Annotated in this window: 16 protein-coding genes and 2 tRNA genes; 10 read left to right on the forward strand and 8 right to left on the reverse strand. The window is 65.2% G+C overall.

Going from position 1 to position 21,188, the window contains the following annotated elements:
• Positions 1–126 precede the first annotated feature (126 nt).
• From ENJ19_10390 to ENJ19_10400, 3 genes are all read right to left on the reverse strand, one after another.
• Positions 127–1,461 (reverse strand): hypothetical protein, encoded by a 1,335-nt coding sequence (locus ENJ19_10390; protein HHM06134.1) that lies wholly within the window; start codon positions 1,459–1,461, stop codon positions 127–129.
• Between the two features lie 166 nt (positions 1,462–1,627).
• Positions 1,628–2,458 (reverse strand): DUF4389 domain-containing protein, encoded by an 831-nt coding sequence (locus ENJ19_10395; GenBank protein ID HHM06135.1) that lies wholly within the window; start codon positions 2,456–2,458, stop codon positions 1,628–1,630.
• A 1,472-nt stretch (positions 2,459–3,930) separates the two neighbouring features.
• Entirely contained in the window at positions 3,931–4,998 is a 1,068-nt protein-coding gene (locus ENJ19_10400) for a cytochrome-c peroxidase (GenBank protein HHM06136.1), read from the reverse strand.
• 67 nt (positions 4,999–5,065) lie between these two features.
• On the opposite strand from ENJ19_10400, the gene ENJ19_10405 reads away from it, so the two are divergent.
• Positions 5,066–5,422 (forward strand): nuclease, encoded by a 357-nt coding sequence (locus ENJ19_10405; protein ID HHM06137.1) that lies wholly within the window; start codon positions 5,066–5,068, stop codon positions 5,420–5,422.
• Positions 5,423–5,461: 39 nt separating this feature from the next.
• Here the strand turns inward: ENJ19_10405 and ENJ19_10410 are convergent.
• Positions 5,462–5,538, reverse strand: a tRNA-Arg gene (locus tag ENJ19_10410).
• Between the two features lie 373 nt (positions 5,539–5,911).
• On the opposite strand from ENJ19_10410, the gene murJ reads away from it, so the two are divergent.
• From murJ to ENJ19_10435, 5 genes are all read left to right on the forward strand, one after another.
• Entirely contained in the window at positions 5,912–7,450 is a 1,539-nt protein-coding gene (murJ, locus tag ENJ19_10415) for a murein biosynthesis integral membrane protein MurJ (GenBank protein HHM06138.1), read from the forward strand.
• 260 nt (positions 7,451–7,710) lie between these two features.
• The gene (locus ENJ19_10420) at positions 7,711–8,658 is read left to right on the forward strand and encodes a bifunctional riboflavin kinase/FAD synthetase (GenBank protein HHM06139.1); all 948 of its coding nucleotides are present in this window, start codon (positions 7,711–7,713) and stop codon (positions 8,656–8,658) included.
• 280 nt (positions 8,659–8,938) lie between these two features.
• Positions 8,939–11,785: an isoleucine--tRNA ligase gene (locus ENJ19_10425; GenBank protein ID HHM06140.1), complete on the forward strand. Its 2,847-nt coding sequence runs from the start codon at positions 8,939–8,941 to the stop codon at positions 11,783–11,785.
• Positions 11,785–12,321 carry a signal peptidase II gene (gene lspA / locus ENJ19_10430; GenBank protein HHM06141.1) on the forward strand — a complete coding sequence of 179 codons (537 nt, stop codon included), beginning with the start codon at positions 11,785–11,787 and terminating at the stop codon, positions 12,319–12,321. The genes ENJ19_10425 and lspA overlap by 1 nt, the downstream gene beginning before the upstream one ends.
• Before the next feature lie 86 nt (positions 12,322–12,407).
• On the forward strand, positions 12,408–13,346 hold the full coding sequence (locus ENJ19_10435) for a 4-hydroxy-3-methylbut-2-enyl diphosphate reductase (GenBank protein HHM06142.1): 939 nt from the start codon (positions 12,408–12,410) through the stop codon (positions 13,344–13,346).
• A gap of 12 nt (positions 13,347–13,358) precedes the next feature.
• Here ENJ19_10435 and ENJ19_10440 read toward each other — a convergent pair whose 3' ends face one another.
• Genes ENJ19_10440 through pilV form a run of 4 tightly spaced genes read right to left on the reverse strand, consistent with a single transcriptional unit; the run spans position 13,359 to position 15,889 of the window.
• Complete coding sequence (locus tag ENJ19_10440; protein HHM06143.1) at positions 13,359–14,024, reverse strand: type IV pilin protein; 666 nt, start codon at positions 14,022–14,024, stop codon at positions 13,359–13,361.
• Complete coding sequence (locus ENJ19_10445) at positions 13,826–14,425, reverse strand: hypothetical protein (protein HHM06144.1); 600 nt, start codon at positions 14,423–14,425, stop codon at positions 13,826–13,828. The genes ENJ19_10440 and ENJ19_10445 overlap by 199 nt, the downstream gene beginning before the upstream one ends.
• 8 nt (positions 14,426–14,433) lie before the next feature.
• A complete protein-coding gene (locus ENJ19_10450) occupies positions 14,434–15,444 on the reverse strand; it encodes a prepilin-type N-terminal cleavage/methylation domain-containing protein (protein ID HHM06145.1) in 1,011 nt (336 codons plus the stop codon).
• The gene (pilV, locus tag ENJ19_10455) at positions 15,401–15,889 is read right to left on the reverse strand and encodes a type IV pilus modification protein PilV (GenBank protein ID HHM06146.1); all 489 of its coding nucleotides are present in this window, start codon (positions 15,887–15,889) and stop codon (positions 15,401–15,403) included. Before pilV ends, ENJ19_10450 begins: the two co-directional genes overlap by 44 nt.
• Positions 15,890–15,974: 85 nt before the next feature.
• Here pilV and thiO point away from each other — a divergent pair, with 85 nt between their 5' ends.
• From thiO to ENJ19_10475, 4 genes are all read left to right on the forward strand, one after another.
• Complete coding sequence (gene thiO / locus ENJ19_10460) at positions 15,975–17,117, forward strand: glycine oxidase ThiO (protein ID HHM06147.1); 1,143 nt, start codon at positions 15,975–15,977, stop codon at positions 17,115–17,117.
• A 110-nt stretch (positions 17,118–17,227) separates the two neighbouring features.
• On the forward strand, positions 17,228–17,665 hold the full coding sequence (locus ENJ19_10465) for a transcriptional repressor (GenBank protein HHM06148.1): 438 nt from the start codon (positions 17,228–17,230) through the stop codon (positions 17,663–17,665).
• 55 nt (positions 17,666–17,720) lie between these two features.
• Positions 17,721–17,796: transfer RNA gene (locus tag ENJ19_10470), tRNA-Thr, on the forward strand.
• A gap of 68 nt (positions 17,797–17,864) precedes the next feature.
• Positions 17,865–21,188, forward strand: coding sequence for a helicase SNF2 (locus tag ENJ19_10475; GenBank protein HHM06149.1), 3,324 nt, complete (start codon positions 17,865–17,867; stop codon positions 21,186–21,188).

Here is a 21,188-nt window from a genome sequence, read left to right on the forward strand (position 1 = left end):
AAACGGACCCCTCCGCGCACGCTGTTTGCCACTGTGCGGCAGGCCTTGGCGCACAGGGCGCTGACGGAACGGTCCTTCAGACGGGGCGCGCTTGGGCCGGCTGCGACGGCCGGGTTGCGGCTCTCCTCAGTGGGCTATCCTCGGCCAGTAGACGGCAAAGTCGAATTCCGGGCTGTGCGCTTGGGTGTGGCATTGCGCGCACATCCGCCGTCCCGGCCATCCCTTGTTGGCGGGGGCCTGGGCACCGGCGCTTTCAGCATGGGCGCGGGCGGCGCCGTGGCAGGATTCGCATTGCACATTGGCCAGCTCAAAGGTAACGTCCAGGTCAATGAAGCCGCCCGGTTTGTCGAAACCCACGCTATGGCATCGGATGCAGTCGGGATCAAAGGCTTTGTTGCGCTCTTCCAGGGCGAGGAAGGCCTGGGCATGGCCGCTGTCGGTCCAGGTATCGTATTGGCTTTGATGGCAAGCCGCGCAGGCCTCGGCGCCGGCATAGGGGGTTTCGCCCCGGTCCTGGGCTTTGCGCAGTTCGGTGAGCCGCAGGTATTCGGTCTTGATGGCTGCGCTGTAGGCCGCGTACCAGTCGCGCAACGATGCCGCGTCGGGCACCGTGGCCGGGAGGGGGATGACTTGATGTTGCCAGCGGGCGATGCGGCCCGCCCCGTCCCGCTGGATGTCGACCCGGCCCAGGCGCATGCCCCGCGAGCCGGGCTGGAGTATCAGGGTGTGCGCATGTTGGCTGGCTTCGCCGTAGACTTCGTACTTGGCTTGCACCAACAGCACGTCCACCTGGGTCAGCGGTAAGGTGGTGATGGCCTGGTCCCGGCCGAGGGTGGTGCTGAGTACGGTGAGCGCCCCTCGGGCGCGGGCTCGCTTCAACTCCCGCTCCAGCGCGCTCAGGTCTTCGCCGACGGGCAGGGGCAGGCCGGCCATGTCCTTTTGCGGGGCGGTGGCCGGATCCAGCCAGGAAAAGAAAGCGAGCTTTTGTCCGCCGCGCTCGATGAGCCGGCTGGGGAGAAAATCTTCACCGCGCCAGTTGCTGCTAACCCAGGGGAGGGGGGCGCTGTTGATGAACGCCGCGCCGTAGCTCAAATCGGACCATTGCAGGCCCACAGCGTCGTAGTCCAGTGAGGCCATGCCCTTGAGGATGTACTCATTGGTCAGACGACCGTGGGCGGCAAAGGGGCTGAGCAGGCCCCCGCCGGAGATGAGGAACAGCCCCGGCGTGTTGTGCCGGAGTTGTCTGATCATGGTGGCGCGGCGCGATACGCCGCCGAGATTGCCAGCCATGCTGCAACCGCAGGGCTCCAGTTCGCCGTCGAGATTGCTGGAATAGATCAAGGTGATGGGCGGAGGGGTCGGACCGGCCTTTGCCACCGCGCCCGGGATCACAGCCAACATCATCAGGGCCAGGACGGCCCGATGCCATGGGCCGCGCGCTACGAAACCGTGTGTATCCATCGGTCAACACTTGCCTAAGGTCAATGAGATCAAAAAGGATTCGCCGGAGAAACGGGTGCGCCGTCTCCCCGCTTTGGGAAAACGGGGCGTGATCGAGCCGACCACGCCCCGGATCTTGGTCCCGGCCAGTGCCAGGAAACAGTTTGATGTAACCGCCCCTGAGGCCTCAGGGCGTTGCCGGCGGCGTGCTGTCGGAGGCGCCGGCGGCGGTTTTCTTGGTGGCGGTTTTGGCTCTCGTTCTGGTTTTGGCACTGCGCCTTGCTTTGGTTTTGCGTCGCGGTTTGCTTTCCGCCGGGCTGGCGTCGGCAGCTGGCGCCGGGGCGGGTTCAGCCGTGCTTTGGGCGGGGGGCGGTGCGGCGGGCTTCGCGCCTGGGCCGCTTGCCCCTTCTCCCGCGGCCGGGCCGCCTTGGGGCCAGGGTTCAAAGGGATAAGGCCGGTAGTCGCTGTTGAAAGTGAAGTACTGGCTGAGCTGATAAATGTAGGTGCTCAGGCTCTGGCCGAAGGCCTTGACCCGCTCATTGGGTTTGCCGGTGAACACCTGAACGATAAAAAGAAAGACCGCCACGACCGTGAGCACGATTTCAGCGATATTGAAAAAGACAGCAAAAAGAAGCATATACAGGCCGCGCAGCCAGGTATCTTGCATGCTTGGATGGTCCATTTTGTTCCCTCTCTTCTTTGGATTTTGGCCGAGAGGCCGCATATTGTCCGTACTGCAACGGGGGCAATAGTAACCCCAGCCGGAAGCGGCCGCAAAAAAACGGTGGAAATGGGAAATGGCGTGATCAGGGATGGTCGGCGAGATGGACAGCAAACGCCGAAAACTCCGCCTGGCTGAGTTCGATATGACCCAGGGCGGCCGGCCGGCAGCGGCCATCGTGGTACACCGCCAGGCGCTCACCGGGTATGAAGTGATGACGGTTGTGGCACAAAAGGCGGGGTGCACCAGGGGCCGGCAGCAGTAAAAAGCCGGGCAGCAGCTCCGGGCGCTGGGCATCGAGGTCCTGCACCGTGACGGGGTGAATGTCGCGGGCCAGCCGCGCCACCCCCATGAGCGTTCCCTCCTCCAGCGTCTTGAGGTGCACCACGTAGCCCAGGCCGGCACAGTCGTCCGGGCCCTCCCAGCTCAACAGGGCGCCCACCGCCGGAAGGGGGGAACGCAGCTCACGCAGGAAGAGGCGCAGGCCGCTGCTGCTCTGGTCCACCAAATCTCCCGTCAAGGCCATTGCCGTTGCAGTGTGGCGCCAGCGGTGATGGACGGCGTCGAAACCGGTGTTGAGCGCCAACCGCCTTCCCGCCGGCGTCGTGCGGCGGCGGGCGCGGCGATCCGTCCTCGCCAGCTTGCGGGCGCACAAGTCGAGAAAGGACAGCCCTTCGTGGTCGCCCAAACCGGGCAGGTGTCCCGGTGGCAGGTTGCCGCTGATCAGCCGGGCGCGATCCTCGTGCACCTCCTCGTGCAGCCTTTGCATGTCCAGCCACAGGCCGCGGCCGTGCACCTCTCCGCCCGGGTGCAGGGCGGGCGGCGCTTCCAGCGCCGGGGCCAGCCAGGCCAGTTTGCGGCGGTGATCGGCGGCCGGGGCGGCAGCGGCCAGGAGGGACCCGGGCGTGCGCCCCAGCAGGGTGCACAGGGCGGGAATAAAGTGAGCGGGCCAGGCCGTGAGATCCATCAGGCCCAGTCCCTGGAGATGAAGATACAAAGCCGTGGCGTCGGCCCTGGGCGCCAGGCTGGCGAAAGGCAGGGGCGCCGCCAGGCCGAAGGTGTGATCCGCCGCGCTGTGGTCGCGCAGGGCAAAATACACTTGGTGGCTGTCCCGCCAGGCGCAGGCGGGTGGTTTTTTGTATTGCCGGGTGCGTACCAGCAGTTCCAGGCGCAGCACTTCGAGAATGCGAACACCGCTTGCCGCCAGGCCCGCGGCCGCGCCTGTCTGCCCTTCGCCCACTTCGCGGTGGTGGGCGGCGAAGGCCAGTTTGTAGCCGATGGCCAGGCGGCTGAGCAACTGGATCAGCTGCTCCAGTTCGCCGTGGCGGGGCACGGCCTGGCTCCAGTTGGTCAAGGCCGCCACCACGGCGGGTGCCGCCAGACGGAAAAAATCTTCCGTGAGAGCAAAACGCGCCGCTGGTGTGATCTGGCACTGTTGACCCTCGCTCAAGGCCCGAATCAGGCAGGCGAGTCCGGCCGTTTCCCTGCCGGCGCCCGCTTGCGGCAGGAGCTGGCCGGGACGGCACCGTGCCGCAGGCACCGGCATGTACAAACGCAAAGGCGCCCCGCGCCCTGCCCTCCCGGAAAGGGTGGCGCGGAAAGAAGGCATGCTGGCGCGGTTTTTTTGGCTCATGTCGGCCTCGGGAAGGGTGTGCGCGGGGTGTCTGTTCTGTGTCGGATGCGCGCGCCGGGGCCTTTAGCCGCAGACGGCTGCAAATCAGCCTGCTGCGTGCCGAACCCGCATACGGGCCCGGCCCGCGAGGCAGGATTCAATGGGGCAATGGCGGCAAGGGGCCCGTCAGGCTCAACAAAAAGGCCTTGAGGGCGGCCTGCTCCGCGGCGCTCAGGCCCAGCGCTTTGATGCGCCGATCCTGGTGGGGGGTGCCGTCGCCGCCGCGGTTGTAATGGGCGATCACCTCATCCAGGGTGGCATAGCGCCCATCGTGCATGTAGGGGGCGGTGTGTTCCACATTGCGTAAGGTGGGGGTTTTGAAGGCCTTCCAGTCTTTCTCGTCGTGGGTCACCAGATAGCGGCCGGGATCGTCAGTGATACCGGCCCATTCAGTCAGGCCCATGCGCTTGGCGTCGAAGTGCAATATTCCGGCGTACGCGGGCTGGTCGAACAAGGGGTTGCGCTTGAGGCCGATGTTGTAAAAGCCGTAATCGGTGAAATTGGGGCCGTTGTGGCACTGGCTGCAGCCGGCCTTGCCCTGGAACAGGGCCAGGCCCTTCCGGGCAGCCTCGGACAAGGCCAGCTTGTCGCCCTTCATGTAGCGGTCAAAGGGACTGTCGCCGGTGACCAGGAAATGGCGTTGAAACACCGCCAGTGCTTTGCCGTAATCGGTGGGATTGGGTGCGCGGCCGTAGGCGGCCTGGAACCGCGCCACCATGTCCGGATCGGCGTTCAACACTGCCATCAGGCGCGGGATATCCTGCCCCTTGTGCACCGGGTTTCGGGTCGAGCCCAGGGCCTGCTTTTCCAGACTGGGCGCGCGGCCATCCCAGATCAGCGCCCGATTGTAGCCCACATTGATCAGCGTGGGCGGATTGCGCCGCTCCACAAAACCGTCGTTGGCCAGGGAAATGGCCAGAGGCAGCGTCCAGCCGTGGTCCGGCAGATGACAGGAACTGCAATTGAGCTTGCCGCTGGCGGAAATACGGTTGTCAAAAAACAACCGGCGCCCCAGCTCCATGCGGGCCGGGGTGGGCAGGTTGTCGGGATTGGCGGCCACCGGCGGCAAGGGCCCCAGGGCCGGAACCGTCTCCCCCGCGCCAAGAGGCAGGGCGGTGAGCAGGGCGAGGACGACGCTTGCGAGACGGGTGGGCAGCAGGAACATGGACCATCTCCTTATGGGGGTGTCAGTCGCGCTATAGTGTCCGGGTTTTACAACAGGGAAAGCAACAATGGAACAAAACAAATACCACTACCGGGCACGGGTGGTCAGTGTGTACGACGGCGACACCTGTACGGTGGACATCGACCTGGACCTGGGCGTCTGGCTGCGCGGCGAGAAATTGCGCCTGTCCCGCATCGATGCGCCGGAGGTGCGGGGTGAGGATCGGAAACAGGGCTTGCTGGCGCGGGATTACCTGCGCCGCCTGATAGACGGCAGGGAAATACTGCTGCATACCATAAAGGACAAAAAGGGCAAATACGGGCGCTATCTGGCCGATATCTGGCTGGCCGATGACCACGGCGGATGGCGCAACGTGAACGACCTGCTGGTGCAGGAAGGCTATGCCCGTTATTACCGCTATTAGCCCGCAGGGCCGGGAATCCGGACGGACGCGAAACGCAAGTGGCGCGCCCGAGAGGATTCGAACCTCTGACCTTTGCCTCCGGAGGGCAACGCTCTATCCAGCTGAGCTACGGGCGCGAAACGAAGCGGCTCGCGGGGCCGGCGCCGGATTCGAGGGCAGCAGTCCCAGCGTCCGGCAGACCGGTAAAAGGCTCCGTAATATACCCCCCTCACCGGTGATCGTCCAGCCTGCCAACGGCTTGGGAGTAAACCGCGAAGGGTGCCAGGTACACAATGGCCAGGTCTGACCTTAGGGGTTCACCCGGGCATCCGCCCGGGGGAGAGGGCCGGCCAAACACTTGGCGAACTTGGTGCTCTTTGCGGCTTGGTGTCGCGGCACCGGGAGGTGCCGCCATCGGCGCCAGCCAGTGGGAGTCAATAAATCCATTAATCTTTTGGAGACCTCTTTCGCAACAGGTACACTGGCCCGCTGTTAGCGTCCGGCGACACCATGTCCAAACGTCTGCTGAAATCCACCGCCACTGTGAGCGGCATGACTTTCCTGTCGCGCCTCCTCGGCTTCGTGCGTGACATGGCCATTGCCCGGCTGTTCGGCGCGGGGGTGGGGGCGGATGCCTTTTTCGTTGCCTTCAAGATTCCCAATTTCCTGCGCCGTTTGTTCGCCGAAGGGGCTTTTTCCCAGGCCTTTGTGCCGGTGCTGGCGGAATACAAAAGCCGGCGGCCCGGCGAGGTGCGCGACCTGGTGGCCCACGTGGGCGGAGCGCTGGGCGGAGCGCTGCTGCTGATCACGGTATTGGGCGTGCTGGGGGCGCCCCTGCTCATCGCCCTCTTTGCGCCGGGCTTTATTGACGAACAGGAAAAGTACGATCTTGCCAGCGCCATGCTGGCCATCACCTTTCCGTACATTCTGTTTATTTCCCTCACGGCGCTGGCCGGCGCCATTCTCAACACCTACGGCCGCTTCGCTGTGCCCGCTTTCACGCCAGTGCTGTTGAACCTGGCCTTGATCGGGGCGGCGCTGTTTTTGGCGCCGCGCATGGCGGAGCCGGTGATGGCCCTGGCCTGGGGGGTGTTCGTCGCCGGAGTGGCGCAGCTCCTGTTTCAACTGCCTTTTCTGTTGCGTCTGCGCCTGCTCCCACGGCCGCGTGTTCGCCGCAGACATGAAGGGGTGGGCAAAATCTGGAAGCTCATGCTGCCGGCCATTTTCGGCTCCTCGGTGGCGCAGATCAATTTGTTGGTGGATACGCTGATCGCCTCCTTTCTGGTCACCGGCAGCGTCTCCTGGCTGTATTACTCGGATCGGCTGGTGGAATTTCCCCTGGGGGTGTTTGGGATTGCGCTGGCCACGGTGATCCTGCCCAAGCTGTCCCAGCGCCACGCTGAAGCGGACCCGGCGCGCTTCCGCCACACCCTGGACTGGGGTCTGCGCTGGGTGGTGCTCATCGGGGTGCCGGCCACGGTGGGCCTGATGCTGCTGGCGGGCCCCATGCTCACCACCCTGTTCCAGTACGGTGCCTTCACCGCCGAAGACGTGCGCCGCGCGTCCTACAGCCTCATGGCCTATGCTGTTGGCCTGTTGGGGTTCATCTGGGTGAAGGTGCTGGCGGCGGCATATTTTTCCCGCCAGGACACCCGCACGCCGGTGAAAATCGCTCTCGTCGCCATGGGTGCCAACATGGTCCTCAACGTGGCGCTGGTCTTTCCCCTGGCCCATGCCGGGCTGGCCCTGGCCACCTCTTTGTCCGCTCTGCTCAACGCGGGCCTGCTCTACCGGGGGTTGAAACGGGCGGGGGTGTACGTGGCCGGACCGGGCTGGCCGGCGTTGCTGGGGCGGGTGGGTTTTGCCTGCGCAGCCATGGCCGGCCTGCTGGCCTGGGGCAGCGCCGGGCTGGCGGCATGGACGAGCTGGGGGGCGGGGGAGCGGACCGGGCAACTCGCTCTGTGGGTGGGCGCGGGGGCCGCCGTTTACAGTGGGTGTCTCTTTATAAGCGGCTGGCGGCCGCGGCAGATGCAGGGACCGCGGCTTTGACCCGTCTGGGCGGCATACAAAGCCCGGGCCGCTCCCGCCAGGGCTCCTCTGACGTTCACCTCCCCGCCAACGGATCCTCCCGGACATACCGCACGTTGCCCATCCCACTCACCGTGTCATCGGCCACCGCGGGAGGTATCCTGCCTGTGCCGGACAGGCGCCGCCATCGGTGCGCCGTCCGCTTTGTCAATGTTGAAAAAGGCTTTGGGCACAATCAGAGCCAGTCTTATATAATTCCAAGCTTTTCGGCACACTGGCAGATGAAGATAATACGCGGTCTCCACAATCTGCCCACCGCTCCCAAAGGCACGGTGGTCACCATCGGCAATTTCGACGGTGTTCACCTGGGGCACCAGGCCATCTTGGGGCAGCTGGCGGAGCGGGCGGCCGAGCTGGGCCTGCCCACGGTGGTCGTCACTTTCGAACCGCACCCGCTGGAGTTTTTCCGGCCCGGGCTGGCGCCGCCGCGCCTGACCCGGTTTCGGGAAAAGATGCACGCCCTCACGCGCTACTCAGTGGACCGGGTGGTGGTGCTCAGCTTCAACACCCGCCTCGCCGCCATGCCGGCCGTCGATTTCATCGAGCAGGTGCTGATAGCGGGCCTGAACGTGCGCTATCTGGTGGTGGGCGACGACTTCCGCTTCGGTCACCGCCGCGCCGGTGATTTTGACATGTTGAAACGGACCGGTGTGGCACGCGGTTTTCAAGTGGCGGCCATGCACAGCTTTTGCATCGACGGCGAGCGCGTGAGCAGCACCCGCATCCGCGCGGCCCTGGGGCAGGACGACCTGGCCACAGCGGAAAAGCTGCTGGGCCGCCCCTACCGCATGTGCGGCCGCGTGGCCCACGGTGACCGCCGCGGCCGGCAGCTGGGCTTCCCCACCGCCAACATTCACCTGCACCGGGTCTCCGCGCCAGTGCAGGGGGTGTATGCGGTGGAGGTGTTCGGCCTGGATCCCGAACCCCTGGCCGGCGTCGCCAATGTGGGTAACCGCCCCACTGTGGGCGGGATGCGCAGCCAGCTGGAGGTGCATCTGTTGGACTTCGATCAAGACATTTACGGACGCTATGTGCACGTGGACTTTTTGCACAAAATCCGCCCCGAGCAACGCTTCGCCGGCGTGGGTGAACTCACCGCCCAGATTCAGCGCGACGTGGCCACTGCACGCGATTTTCATATGACCCGCGCGGCGCGGCAGCGGTCATGAATACCCAAAGGGCGAAGAGCGCACAGAACACAACATCAAACCGCGGCCTGCGCCCGGACCATTGTTTTTGTCCCCCCTTTGAAAAAGGGGAGCGAGAGGGGATTTTCAATTCCAGATTTCCCTTTCCAACAACCAAACAAAGCATTGACCGGACAAAATCCCTTCCCGCGCTCCTTGTTGCAAAGGGGGGAGTTGGGAGGCGGTCTGTTCACATCGACAAGTATCTTCGCGCCTGCTCACGCTCCTGGCGCTTACCCAAACTTTTCAGGACAAACGCCACATGGCTGATTACAAGCACACCTTGAACCTCCCCAAAACCGACTTCCCCATGCGCGGCAACCTGGCCCAGCGGGAACCGGCCATGCTCAAACGCTGGCAGGACCTGAACCTCTACCAGCGGCTGCGCCAGATCCGCGCCGGCGCGCCCCGTTTCGTGCTGCACGACGGCCCGCCCTACGCCAACGGCGATATCCATCTCGGCCACGCCCTCAATAAAATCCTGAAAGACATCATTGTCAAAGCCCGCTCCCTGGACGGTTTCGATGCGCCCTATGTGCCGGGCTGGGACTGCCACGGCCTGCCCATTGAGCTGAACGTGGAAAAAAAAGTGGGCAAGCCGGGTTTCCAGGTGGACGCCAAAACCTTCCGCCAGGCCTGCCGCGACTATGCCCTCAGCCAAGTGGAGCGACAACGCCGGGCCTTCATCCGCTTAGGGGGGCTGGGTGACTGGGCACATCCCTATCTCACCATGGACTTCCAGTATGAGGCCGACATCCTGCGCAGCCTGGGCCGCGTCATTGCCAACGGCCATCTGCACCGGGGGGAAAAGCCGGTGCACTGGTGTTTGGACTGCGGTTCGGCCCTGGCGGAGGCGGAGGTGGAATACGAGGACAAGAACTCTCCCGCCATTGACGTGCGCTTTGGCGTGGCCGAGGAGGAGACCCTGCTCAGCCGCTGTCACCATGTGCCGCAGCGCGAGGGCCGGGGCCCCGTGTCGGTGGTGATCTGGACCACCACCCCCTGGACCCTGCCGGCCAACCAGGCGGTCGCTGTTCACCCGGAGCTGGACTATGTGGTGGTGCAGGCGGAAACCGCCCGCGGCCATGAGCGTCTGGTGGTGGCGGAGGCATTGCTGAAAAACGTGATGGCCCGCTACGGGATCGAGGACTACCGGGTGATCGCCACCTGTCTGGGGGCCGACCTGGAGGGGCTGAGGCTGCGCCATCCCTTCTACCCGCGGGAAGTGCCCGTACTGCTCGGCGACTTTGTCACCACCGAGGCCGGCACCGGCTGCGTGCACACCGCCCCGGCCCACGGCGAGGATGACTACCAGGTGGGCCGGCGCTACCACCTGGCGGTGGACAACCCGGTGGGCCCCGACGGCCGCTTTCTGCCCGAGACGCCCTTATTCGCCGGTCAGCACGTGTTGAGTGCCAACGACGAGGTCATCGAGGTTCTTAAAGCCCGCGGTGCCCTGCTGCACGAAGAACGCCTGACACACAGCTACCCCCATTGCTGGCGTCACAAAACACCCATCATCTTCCGGGCCACGCCCCAGTGGTTCATCAGCATGGATCAAAACGGCCTGCGGCCGGCGGCCCTGGCCGCCATCAGGGAGGTGCAATGGACACCGGAATGGGGCCAGGCCCGCATCACCAATATGGTCGCCAGCCGGCCCGACTGGTGCATCTCCCGGCAGCGCACCTGGGGCGTGCCCATCGCCCTGTTTGTGCACCGGCGCACGGGGGCGCTGCATCCGCGCACGACGGAACTCATCGAGGCCGTGGCCCGGCGCATGGAACAGGCCGGCGTGGACGCCTGGTTTGAGCTGGATCCGGCGGAGCTGCTGGGAAAGGAAGCGGCGGACTACCACAAAGTCACCGACACCCTGGATGTGTGGTTCGACTCCGGTGTCAGCCATGCCTGTGTGCTGGAGCGGCGCGCGGAACTGGGCGGACCGCCCGCGGCCCTGTACCTGGAAGGTTCGGATCAGCACCGCGGCTGGTTCCAAAGCGCCCTGCTCACGGGTATCGCCATGCGCGGCGCGGCACCCTACCGCGGCGTGCTCACCCACGGTTTCACGGTGGACGATCAGGGGCGGAAAATGGCCAAGTCGCTGGGCAACATCATCCCGCCCCAGGACATCATCAATTCCCTGGGGGCCGACATCCTGCGCCTGTGGGTGGCCGCCACGGATTACCGCGGCGAGATGAGCCTGTCCAAAAACATTCTCGCCCGCACCGCCGACGCCTATCGCCGCCTGCGCAACACCGCCCGCTTTTTGCTGGCCAATCTGGACGGTTTTGAGCCCGGGCGGGACAGCGTCGAGCCTGCCGCGCTGCTGGATCTGGACCGCTGGGCGCTGGAACACGCCCGCCGCCTGCAAGGCCAGATCATCGAGGCCTACGAGCGCTACGAATTCCATCACGTGTATCAAAAGACCCACAACTTCTGCGTGCTGGAAATGGGCGGCTTTTATCTGGACATCATCAAAGACCGCATCTACACCATGCGGCGCGAAAGCGTGGGGCGGCGTTCAGCGCAAACGGCCATGTACCACATCATCCAGGCCATGGCCCGCTGGCTGGCGCCGGTGCTCAGCTTCACCGCCGATGAAATCTGGCAGCACCTGCCCGGTGCAAAGAGCGACTCGGTGTTTCTGGAAACCTGGCACCCTTTTCCCGAGGTGTTTGCCTCGGCGGAAGAAGCTGATGCGGAAATGGCCCGCTGGCAAAACATCGTCGCCACCCGCGAGGCGGTGAGCAAGGAGCTGGAAGCTCTCAGAGTGGCCGGCGGCATCGGCGCCGGCCTGGATGCCACCGTAACACTCTATTGCGGGCGGGAACTCCTGGACCAGCTCAAACCCCTGGGTGAGGAGCTGCGCTTCGTGTTCATCACCTCCGACGCCCGGGTGATGCCGGTCACCACCCCCCCACCCGAGGCCCAGCACTACACCCTGCCTTCCAACGACGAATGCTGGGTGGCGGTGGCCCCCTCGGCAGAGCCCAAATGCCCCCGCTGCTGGCACCACCGCGCCGATGTGGGCCTTGATCCGGCGCATCCGGCGCTGTGCGGCCGCTGCGCCAGCAACGTGGCCGGGCCTGGCGAAACCCGGCGCCACGCGTAATGGGGCGCTGGTTGGGGCTGGCGGGCCTGATCATTGCCCTGGACCAGGCCAGCAAACACGCAGCGCAGGCGGCCTTCCGCCTGCACGAGACTCTGGCAGTGGTGCCGTTTTTCAATCTCACCCTGGCCTACAACGAGGGGGCGGCGTTCAGCTTTCTGGCCGGCGCGGGCGGCTGGCAGCGTTGGTTTTTCACCGCGCTGGCGCTGGTGGTGTGCGCGCTGTTGCTGCTCTGGCTGAAGCGCCTGCCGCCGGAGAAAAAACGGGAGGCAGCGGGCCTGGCTTTCATCCTCGGCGGCGCCTTGGGCAATGTCATCGACCGGCTTGCGCTCGGTCACGTTATCGACTTTGTCGATTTCTATTATCCCGCCGCCGACCGGTGCCTGCCGCTGTTCAGTCCCGTCATGACCGCCACCGGCCTGCACTGCCACTGGCCCGCCTTCAACCTGGCCGATTCGGCCATTTTTCTCGGCGCCGCCTGCCTGGTGTGGGACAGCTTGCGGTCGCGGCGAAGCGCAGCAGAGGAAACGAACACGTAAAGACCGCATTCACCCCACGCCCGGCGCGTTTTTCACTGGCTGCATGGGGTACAATCCACCCGCTCGTCAACAAGACCGTCAACATCATGCAACTCATTCTCGCCAACCCCCGTGGCTTCTGCGCCGGCGTGGACCGGGCCGTTCACATTGTCGAGCGCGCCCTGAGCTTGTTCGGCGCCCCCATCTATGTCCGCCATGAAGTGGTCCATAACCAGTACGTGGTGGACGGCCTGCGGGCCAAGGGGGTGGTGTTCGTGGACGAGCTGGACGAGGTGCCCGACGGCCGGTTGGTGATCTTCAGCGCCCACGGCGTCTCCAGGGCGGTGCGTGAGGAAGCGGCGCAGCGCGGCCTCAAGGTGTTCGATGCCACCTGCCCCCTGGTCACCAAAGTGCATCTGGAAGTGGAGCGCTATCGCCGCGCCGGGCATGACTGTGTGCTTATCGGCCACGCCGGCCACCCCGAGGTGGAAGGCACCATGGGGCAGTGGGGCGAGGCATCCGAGGGGGCGCGCATGCATCTGGTCCAAAGCGCCGAGGACGCACGGCGGCTCCAGGTGCGCGACCCGCGCGCCGTGGCCTTCGTTACCCAGACCACGCTGTCGGTGGACGACACGACGGAGATTATTGACATACTGCGCAACCGTTTTCCGGCTATCATCGGACCGCGCAAAAACGATATCTGCTACGCCACGCAAAACCGGCAGGACGCCGTCAAACACCTGGCCGAACGCTGCGACCTGGTCCTGGTGGTGGGCTCGCCCAGCAGTTCCAACTCCAACCGCTTGCGCGAGCTGGCCGAAAAACGGGGGGTGAGCGCCTATTTGATCGACGGCGCCGACGAAATCAAACAACACTGGTTGACCGGCCGCCACGCCATCGGTATCACCGCCGGGGCCTCCGCGCCGGAAGTGCTGGTGCAGGCGGTGATCGCACGCTTGCAGGCGCTGGGCGCCCGGCCGCCGCAAGAGCTTGAAGGGCGCAAAGAACAGCTCACCTTCGCGCTGCCCAAAGAACTTGGCGCCTGAGCCCCGGCCCCCTCACCAGCATCCCGCCGTGGCCGGTGCCCGACTGCCGTCGGAATGCAGCACATAGCTGCCGCAGGCGGTATCTGCGGCCTGGTCTCCTTGGGGGGTGGCGGTGAGCACAAAACACGGGGCCCCGCCGCAGCCGCTCACGTCCACTTGCGCCGCCACCGTATACACGGCGCCCCCGCCGGGGCTGAGGGCCTGGCCGTTACTGCCGAATTCCGCCGGGGAAGAGGGGTAGTTCAACAGGGTGAGATCGCTGGTGTATTGCCGGTTGTCGAAGTAATAGGCTTCCTGGCGCGCCGCCACTTCCAGCAGGGCGGATTTGGCCACGGTGCGCTTGCTTTTGCGGATATAGTCCACATAGGAGGGATAGGCCAGGGCGCCAATGATCCCGATCACCGCCAATACCATCATCAGCTCAACAAAACTGAATGCGCTTTGGGCCTGGCGCGTTGTTGCTCCCGCACGGTACGGCATCAGCGCATGCTCCAGGCGTAGCTTTCGTACACTTGCGGCACCGGCACACTCCCCGCCATGGGCCAGTTGGGGTCGCTGAGCGGCTGCACCCGCCGGCGGTAATGTTCTTGCACGATGCGGGCGGCGCCGCTGGCGTCCTGCGCCGCCACGCTGATGCGGTAGGTCTCCACATATTCCGCCGGGCGGGGACTGCCACATTCGCCCGCCCCCGCCGGCAGCGCCCGGCAGCCCAGGTACTCGATGACAAAACGGTCACCGCCGGCGGTGACGGCCGCAGTGAATGCATCCCAGTTAGCGATCTCCAGGGGATCGGCGGGCAGGGGATCGGGCACCGGCGTGTCGGCATGGGCGTAGTAGTGATCCGGATCGCCCCAACTGAACGTGTCGGGCTGAAGCACCGCCCGAACCTGGTCCTCCGCGATCCGCAGCGCCGCTTCGGCCCGCGCCAGGGAATCGTAAGCGTCGCGGTTATTGGTGGCGATTTTCAGCTCCAGCAAGGACACGTTCATCACCGTCACCCCCAAGGCGGTGACCGCCAGCAGCAACATCAGGCTCACGATGAGGGCTGCCCCGCTTTGTTTGTTGTAAGGCCCGTTCATCTGCCCGTTCAGTTGCGCAGCGCCACGGTGCCACTGTACAGGTACCGCCGGAAAGCGGTCTGACTGGGCGTATAGTTCTTGTCGCCCATGACGTAAGTCGTGACGGGGTCAGTGTACCCGCTTTCCGGGCATTCATCCCGCACCAGCAGCCAAAAGCGTACGGCGGCAACCTGGTTCCAGTCGGCAACGCCGTCGGCGTTTTGGTATTGATTGGCGATGCCGTCACCGTCGCTGTCCACGCCATACAAGACTTGCAACTGCTCCACCCCGGTGACCAGTTCCTCGCGCTGGGGAAAGCCTATGCTGCTCAGGTGCTCCCGCGCCAGGGCCGGGATCTGCACCCCCTCACAGCTGCGGGGCTGGCCGCCGGTGCCGTGGGCCTTGGTCACGTAGTAGGCATGGGCCCGCAGGTGATGGTAGCCCGTTATGGTGTCGCTCAGCGGACGGGGGAAAGGGAGGGGGGCAGTGCCCACCTGGGCCTCCAGGGCCGCGGCGAAGAGATACGATCTGCCGACAATGTCAAAGTTTGGATTATGGGTTTCCGCTGAAGCATAGCGCACCACCAACACGTCGGTGCCCGCCCTGTGTTCGGTGATGCAGCGGTAACCGGTGGAGCTTTCGTTGAGACCGAACAGGCGCCGCCGCACCATAAGCCCCCAGCTGTTATTGCTGCTCGGGCAGCTGCCGTTGGGCGGTACATCGCCGCTCAGATTGCCATTGGCAATGGCGGTTTGCATATCCAGCATCCCCCAGTACCCGGCCCGGCGGAGGTCGTCGCTGATGATGTCGAAGGCATAGCGCGCGGTATCTTGCACGCGGCTCAGGGTGGTTTGAATCTCGAAGCTTTTCTTGCTGGCGGCATAGATCTGCGCCAGGCCTGACAAGACCAACACGGCCAAAGCCACGGAGACCAGCAACTCCACCAGGGTGAAGCCCTGGTGCCTTTGTCCGCTGCGGGTAACTACCGGGACCGTTCTATATCTCGAACGTGAAGGCGTAGCGTTTCTTGGAATTATCATCGCCCTGACCCCAAAATATGGTGGCGGTAAACACCCTTGTGCCCGCCACACCCGGAACGGCGGAGATGGCCAGTTTCCCCTGCGGCAGCAAAGGCGCGCCGCGCGACAGCAGATCGTACCACTGCCACAGATCGTAAGCGGCCATTTCCTGGGGCGCACAGCCGCTGACGGTACAATCCTTTGGTGCCGCCAGGGCGCTGTCAGGGTCCAGTTCCACAGGGTAATAGCTGTCCCGCGCATCGGAATTGGCCTGTATGCGTTCCATGATATCCTGGGCCAGCTGACTGGCAAGGGTATATTCGTGGGCTTCGCTGCTCGCTTTGAGTCCGGTGAACTGCAAGCCCGCCATGCCCAGCAGGGCGATGGCCACCACGACCACGGTCACCAGGACTTCCATCAGCGAAAAACCGTCGCACCGCTGGACGCGCATTGTGTCGCCTTCCATTTTTATTTAATGTTTAACGCCGTGATTGTACCTCAAGCCACCCGGGCGGAAAGCCTTCCCTGCCGGGAACGGCCCTGAGCAGACCATGAGCGATGTCACCGTCATCGGCGGCGGCCTCATCGGCATGTTGACCGCCCGGGAGCTGGCCCTGGCCGGGGCCACGGTCACCCTGCTGGAACGCCGCACTGCGGGGCGGGAAGCCTCCTGGGCTGGCGGCGGCATCCTCTCGCCCCTCTATCCCTGGCGCTATCCCGCCGCGGTCTCGCGTCTGGCGCGTTGGAGCCAGGCCTGCTACCCCACCCTAGCGGGGGAACTGCTGGCGCACACCGGCATTGATCCCGAATACCAAGCCTGCGGCCTGCTGCTGCTGGACCAGGACGAAAACGCGCAGGCCCTGGGCTGGGCCGGCCAGTGGGGCTACGAACTCAGCCACGCCGGCGAGGCCGAACTCCGGGAACTGGAACCCCGTCTCAATCCTGCCTTCAGCCGCTCCCAATGGTGGCCCACTCTCGGCCAGATCCGCAATCCCCGCCTGTTGCAGGCACTGGCGAGCCGGCTGGCGCAGCTCAAGGTGAAGGTGGTGGAGCACTGTGAAGTCCGGGGCTTGCGGACGCAGGCCGGCCGGCTTGCGGGCCTGGACACCACTCAGGGCCCCAGGAGCACCGCGCTGGCCGTGGTGGCCGGCGGCGCCTGGGCGGCAGAGATCTTGCGCCCCGCCGGCGCGTGCCTGCCGGTGCGACCGGTGCGGGGCCAGATGCTGTTGTTCAGCGGTCCCCCGGATCTGCTGCGCCATATTGTGCTCTATAACGGCCGTTATCTGGTCCCGCGGCGGGATGGCCGCGTTCTGGCGGGCAGCACGGTGGAAGAGGTGGGCTTCGACAAATCCACCACTCCCACCGCGCTGGCGGACCTCCGCCGCGCCGCCTGCGAACTCATTCCCGCCCTGGAATCCCTGCCCATCGAACACCACTGGGCGGGGCTGCGGCCCGGCTCCCCCCAGGGCGTGCCCTTCATCGGCCCCTGTCCCGGTGTGCAGGGCCTTTACGTCAACGCGGGGCATTTTCGCAATGGCGTGGTCACCGGGCCGGCCTCCGCCCGCCTGCTGGCAGACATGATACTGAAGCGGCCACCGATACTGGACCCGGCCGCCTACCGGCCTCCGGCAGCGCACGCCACCGCAAAGGGCGCGAAGCACGCCAAGGGTGAGTGGTGCGAACCTGACACCTAGCGCCGCCGGCGCGTCCCGGCCTGCGCCCGCTTGTAAAACCGCTGTCAGCGGCCGATACCCCGGGGTGACAAATAGACCTGGTCCAAAAACCTGACATATAATCCAGCATTATGGAAGGAATTGACGACTTCCCCGCAGACAAAGCCGGGCTTGTGCGCCTTATGCGCGAGCGCGGAATCACGCCCACCCATCAGCGGGTGGAAATCGCTCTGATCCTGTTCGCCCGGCCTCAACACCTCTCCGCCGAACAGATTCTCGCCAGGGTGAACGAGGACGGCACCCTGGTCTCCAAAGCCACGGTCTACAACACCCTGGGCCTGTTCGCCCGCAAGGGCCTGATCCGGGAGGTGATCGTGGATCCCACCAAGGTGTTCTACGACCCCACCACCAGCCCCCACCATCATTTCTACAATGTGGACGATGGCAGCCTGACAGACATCGACGCCGACGCCATCGGCCTCGGCGCCCTGCCCGCCCTGCCGCCGGGCACCACGGCAGAGGGTATTGAGGTGGTGATCCGGGTGCGCAACGTCCGTCCGCTGCCGTAGCGTGCGTGCCTCTTTGTTGTGGGCGGGCTGTGCCTTGGCTATACTCCCGCCTTTCGCCGGAGTAGCTCAGTCGGTAGAGCAACTGATTCGTAATCAGTAGGTCGGGTGTTCGATTCACCTCTCCGGCACCACACTTTCCCGTAGTGTCGGACCCTTTTGCCGGTAGCATCGTGCTAGTTCGCCAGAGACTCACGGACTGATGTCCTCCCTGCCGCTCAGCTTCTACGATCTGGAAGAACAACTCGACCCCCGCTACCTTGGTCGCGGTGAGGATTATTATTACCGGGATTACGTGGAAACCTGCCACATCAACCCGGATGGTCGGGTGGTCAGCGGCTTGGTGCGCGGCAGCGGCGCGCGCCATTACAAAGTGCATGTGGTTCTCCGCCCCACGGCGGACGGGCCGGACATCGAAGGCCATTGCAGTTGTCCGGTGGGCGACAACTGCAAGCACGTGGCAGCCCTGCTGGTGGCGGCGCTGGATCAACAGGACGACGACGCGGCGGCGTCTCCGGCTCTGCCTGGCGGCCCTGACCACGCGCTGAATGACTGGTTGCGCGGCCTGCACGAGTCGTTGAAAACGCCGCCAGCGCGTGACAGCCACCCCCCGGATGTGCCCCACCGCCTGCTTTATGTGCTGCGTCTGCGGGACTATGCCACGAGCAGTGTGCTGGAGGTGGCGTTTCAAACCGCCCGCGCGTTGAAAGCGGGCGGCTACGGCAAGGCCAGCGGCTACAACCCCGCCGCTTTGCTGAACCACGACCCGCCGCGCTATCTGCTGGACGCCGATATCGCCATTTTGCAAAAACTCAACGTCCGCCGCCTGCTGCACCACACCCCCCTCAATCAGCTCAGCGGGGCAGACAGCGGCGCCCTCCTGGCGGCCATGCTGGCCACGGGCCGCTGTCATTGGGAGGATAAAGACACACCGCCCCTGATGCTGGGCGAAACCCGCCGCGGCGAGGCCCGCTGGCAGGCGGACGAGACCGGCAGGCTGCGCCTGGCGCTGTTCAGCGAACCGGTCGCTGACCGCATCCTTCCCACCTCCCCGCCGTGGTATATCGACATTGCCCGGCAGGAATGCGGCCCGTTGGATCTGGCCCTGCCCGAAGCCCTGGTACCGGCCCTGCTGCAATCGCCGGCGGTGATGCCGGAGCAAGTGGCCGAGCTGACCGCAAAGCTTGAGGGACTGCCGCTGCCGCCCCCGCCCCAGCAGACCATCCGGGAACTGGAGCCCGTCACCCCCCGGCCGGTGCTTACCCTGTTCAAACAGGCCGTCACCCTGAGAAGCTTCTATCAGCTGCGCCAGGAGCAGCTGGAGATCCCCGCCGCCCGGCTGGAGATGGACTACGCCGGCCGGCGGGTGGCCGTCGCCGACTCCGGCGATGTGCTGAGCTGGCGGGAGAACAACACCGTCTGCCGCCGCCCGCGCGACCGCCAGAGCGAGCACAACGCGCTCACCCGGCTGGAAAAACTCGGCCTTGCCCCCCTGGCCGGCGAACTGCCCCCCGGCAGCGGCGCGCCGCCCAATGCCTTTGTCTGGGATCTGCCCGCGGGGGAAGAAGCCGACGCCTGGATCAGACTGATGCTGGAGTACGTTCCCGCGCTGCGCCAGGAGGGCTGGCAGGTGGAGGTCAGCGAAGACTTTCCCTTCCGGATAGCCGAGGTCCAGGACTGGACCCTGGAGCTGGACGAGGGACCGCAGCAGGATTGGTTCGATCTGGATTTGGGGATACAGGTGGACGGTGAGCGGGTGAGCCTGCTGCCCATTTTAATGAATCTGCTGCGCCAGTTCCGCGGCAAACTGGACAGTCAGGCCTTGCGCCGGCTCCCCGAGGGCCACCGGTTTCTGGTGCCCCTGGAAGACGGCCGCCTGCTGCCCCTGCCGGGGGAGCGGGTGGCGCAGCTCTTGGGTGTGCTGGTGGACTTGTTCGACCCCGACGCGCTCAGCGCCGGCGGCCGCCTCAGCCTGCCCGCCCTGCGCGCCGCCGAGCTGGCGGAGCTGGAAGACAACCCGGCTTTGAAGCTGCGTTGGCTGGGTGGCGAACGGGTGAAAGAACTGGCCCGGCGGCTGCGTGATTTTCAGGGCATCCAGCCCGTTGCCGCGCCAAAACATTTCACCGCCACGCTGCGCCCCTATCAACAGGCGGGGCTGGACTGGCTGCAGTTCCTGCGCGAGTACGGTCTGAACGGCATCCTGGCGGACGACATGGGCCTGGGCAAAACGGTGCAGGCCCTGGCCCACATCATGGTGGAAAAAAACGCCGGCCGCCTGGACCGGCCTTGTCTGGTGGTCGCTCCCACCAGTTTGATGGTGAACTGGTCCCAGGAGGCGGCCCGCTTCGCACCCACGCTGAAAACCCTGGTGTTGCACGGCCCCGACCGGGCCCGCCACTTCGATGCCATCAATGATCACGAGCTGGTGCTGACGACCTATCCGCTGCTGGGGCGGGATGAACAGGCCCTGGCCGCCCAGCCCTATCATCTGCTCATTCTGGACGAGGCCCAGCACATCAAAAACCCCAAGGCCAAGGCGGCGCGGGTGGCGCAGTCCCTGGACGCCCGCCATCGCCTCTGTCTTACCGGCACGCCGCTGGAAAATCATTTGGGGGAGCTGTGGTCGTTGTTTCATTTTCTGATGCCGGGCCTGCTCGGAGACGAGCGCCAGTTCCGCCGCCTGTTTCGCACCCCCATCGAAAAACAGGGCCACGGGGAACGGGCGGCGCGGCTGGCCAAGCGCGTGGCCCCCTTCCTGTTGCGCCGCACCAAAGAAGACGTGGCCAGCGAACTGCCGCCCAAAACCGAAATCGTCCGCAGCGTGCCCCTGGCCGGCGGCCAGCGCGATCTTTACGAGAGCATCCGCCTGACGCTGCACGAAAAAGTGCGCCGGGCCATCGCCGCCAAGGGCCTGGCGCGCAGCCACATTATCGTGCTGGATGCCCTGTTGAAACTGCGCCAGGCCTGTTGCGATCCGCGTTTGGTGAAGGTGGCCGCGGCGCAGAAGGTGAAACAGTCTGCCAAGCTGGAACTCTTGCTGGAACTGCTGCCGGAGCTGCTGGAAGAGGGACGGCGGGTGTTGCTGTTTTCCCAGTTCACCAGCATGCTGAGCCTGATCGAGGCGGAACTGAAACAGCGCGGCATCGGGTATGTCAAACTCACCGGCCAGACCCGCGACCGCAAAACCCCCATCCGCCGTTTTCAGGACGGGGAAGTACCGTTGTTTCTCATCAGCCTCAAAGCCGGTGGCACCGGGCTCAATCTCACCGCCGCCGACACAGTGATCCACTACGACCCCTGGTGGAACCCGGCGGTGGAAGCCCAGGCCAGCGATCGGGCCCACCGCATCGGCCAGGACAAGCCGGTGTTCGTCTACAAACTCATTACCGAAGGCACCGTGGAAGAACGCATCCAGGCCCTGCAGGCCCAAAAACGTCATCTGGCGGAAGGCTTGTTCGAAGGCGCCGGCAAGAAAAACGCCCTGCCGGCGCCGGAGGATCTGGAGGCTTTGTTCGAGCCGCTGTGA

The organism is Gammaproteobacteria bacterium (genome assembly GCA_011375345.1).
In the GTDB taxonomy this organism is placed as follows: domain Bacteria; phylum Pseudomonadota; class Gammaproteobacteria; order DRLM01; family DRLM01; genus DRLM01.

What these genes read in the sequence shown, in the direction of transcription:
- ENJ19_10445 (HHM06144.1), bottom strand. Translation starts at nt 14,425, where the DNA reads ATGAACGGGCCTTACAACAAACAAAGCGGGGCAGCCCTCATCGTGAGC.
- ENJ19_10440 (HHM06143.1), bottom strand. Translation starts at nt 14,024, where the DNA reads ATGTGGCAGTCCCCGCCCGGCGGAATATGTGGAGACCTACCGCATCAG.
- ENJ19_10405 (HHM06137.1), top strand. Translation starts at nt 5,066, where the DNA reads ATGGAACAAAACAAATACCACTACCGGGCACGGGTGGTCAGTGTGTAC.
- ENJ19_10420 (HHM06139.1), top strand. Translation starts at nt 7,711, where the DNA reads ATGAAGATAATACGCGGTCTCCACAATCTGCCCACCGCTCCCAAAGGC.
- murJ (HHM06138.1), top strand. Translation starts at nt 5,912, where the DNA reads ATGTCCAAACGTCTGCTGAAATCCACCGCCACTGTGAGCGGCATGACT.
- ENJ19_10425 (HHM06140.1), top strand. Translation starts at nt 8,939, where the DNA reads ATGGCTGATTACAAGCACACCTTGAACCTCCCCAAAACCGACTTCCCC.
- ENJ19_10395 (HHM06135.1), bottom strand. Translation starts at nt 2,458, where the DNA reads ATGCCCAGCGCCCGGAGCTGCTGCCCGGCTTTTTACTGCTGCCGGCCC.
- lspA (HHM06141.1), top strand. Translation starts at nt 11,785, where the DNA reads ATGGGGCGCTGGTTGGGGCTGGCGGGCCTGATCATTGCCCTGGACCAG.
- ENJ19_10475 (HHM06149.1), top strand. Translation starts at nt 17,865, where the DNA reads ATGTCCTCCCTGCCGCTCAGCTTCTACGATCTGGAAGAACAACTCGAC.
- ENJ19_10465 (HHM06148.1), top strand. Translation starts at nt 17,228, where the DNA reads ATGGAAGGAATTGACGACTTCCCCGCAGACAAAGCCGGGCTTGTGCGC.
- ENJ19_10400 (HHM06136.1), bottom strand. Translation starts at nt 4,998, where the DNA reads ATGTTCCTGCTGCCCACCCGTCTCGCAAGCGTCGTCCTCGCCCTGCTC.
- ENJ19_10435 (HHM06142.1), top strand. Translation starts at nt 12,408, where the DNA reads ATGCAACTCATTCTCGCCAACCCCCGTGGCTTCTGCGCCGGCGTGGAC.
- ENJ19_10450 (HHM06145.1), bottom strand. Translation starts at nt 15,444, where the DNA reads ATGATAATTCCAAGAAACGCTACGCCTTCACGTTCGAGATATAGAACG.
- pilV (HHM06146.1), bottom strand. Translation starts at nt 15,889, where the DNA reads ATGGAAGGCGACACAATGCGCGTCCAGCGGTGCGACGGTTTTTCGCTG.
- ENJ19_10390 (HHM06134.1), bottom strand. Translation starts at nt 1,461, where the DNA reads ATGGATACACACGGTTTCGTAGCGCGCGGCCCATGGCATCGGGCCGTC.
- thiO (HHM06147.1), top strand. Translation starts at nt 15,975, where the DNA reads ATGAGCGATGTCACCGTCATCGGCGGCGGCCTCATCGGCATGTTGACC.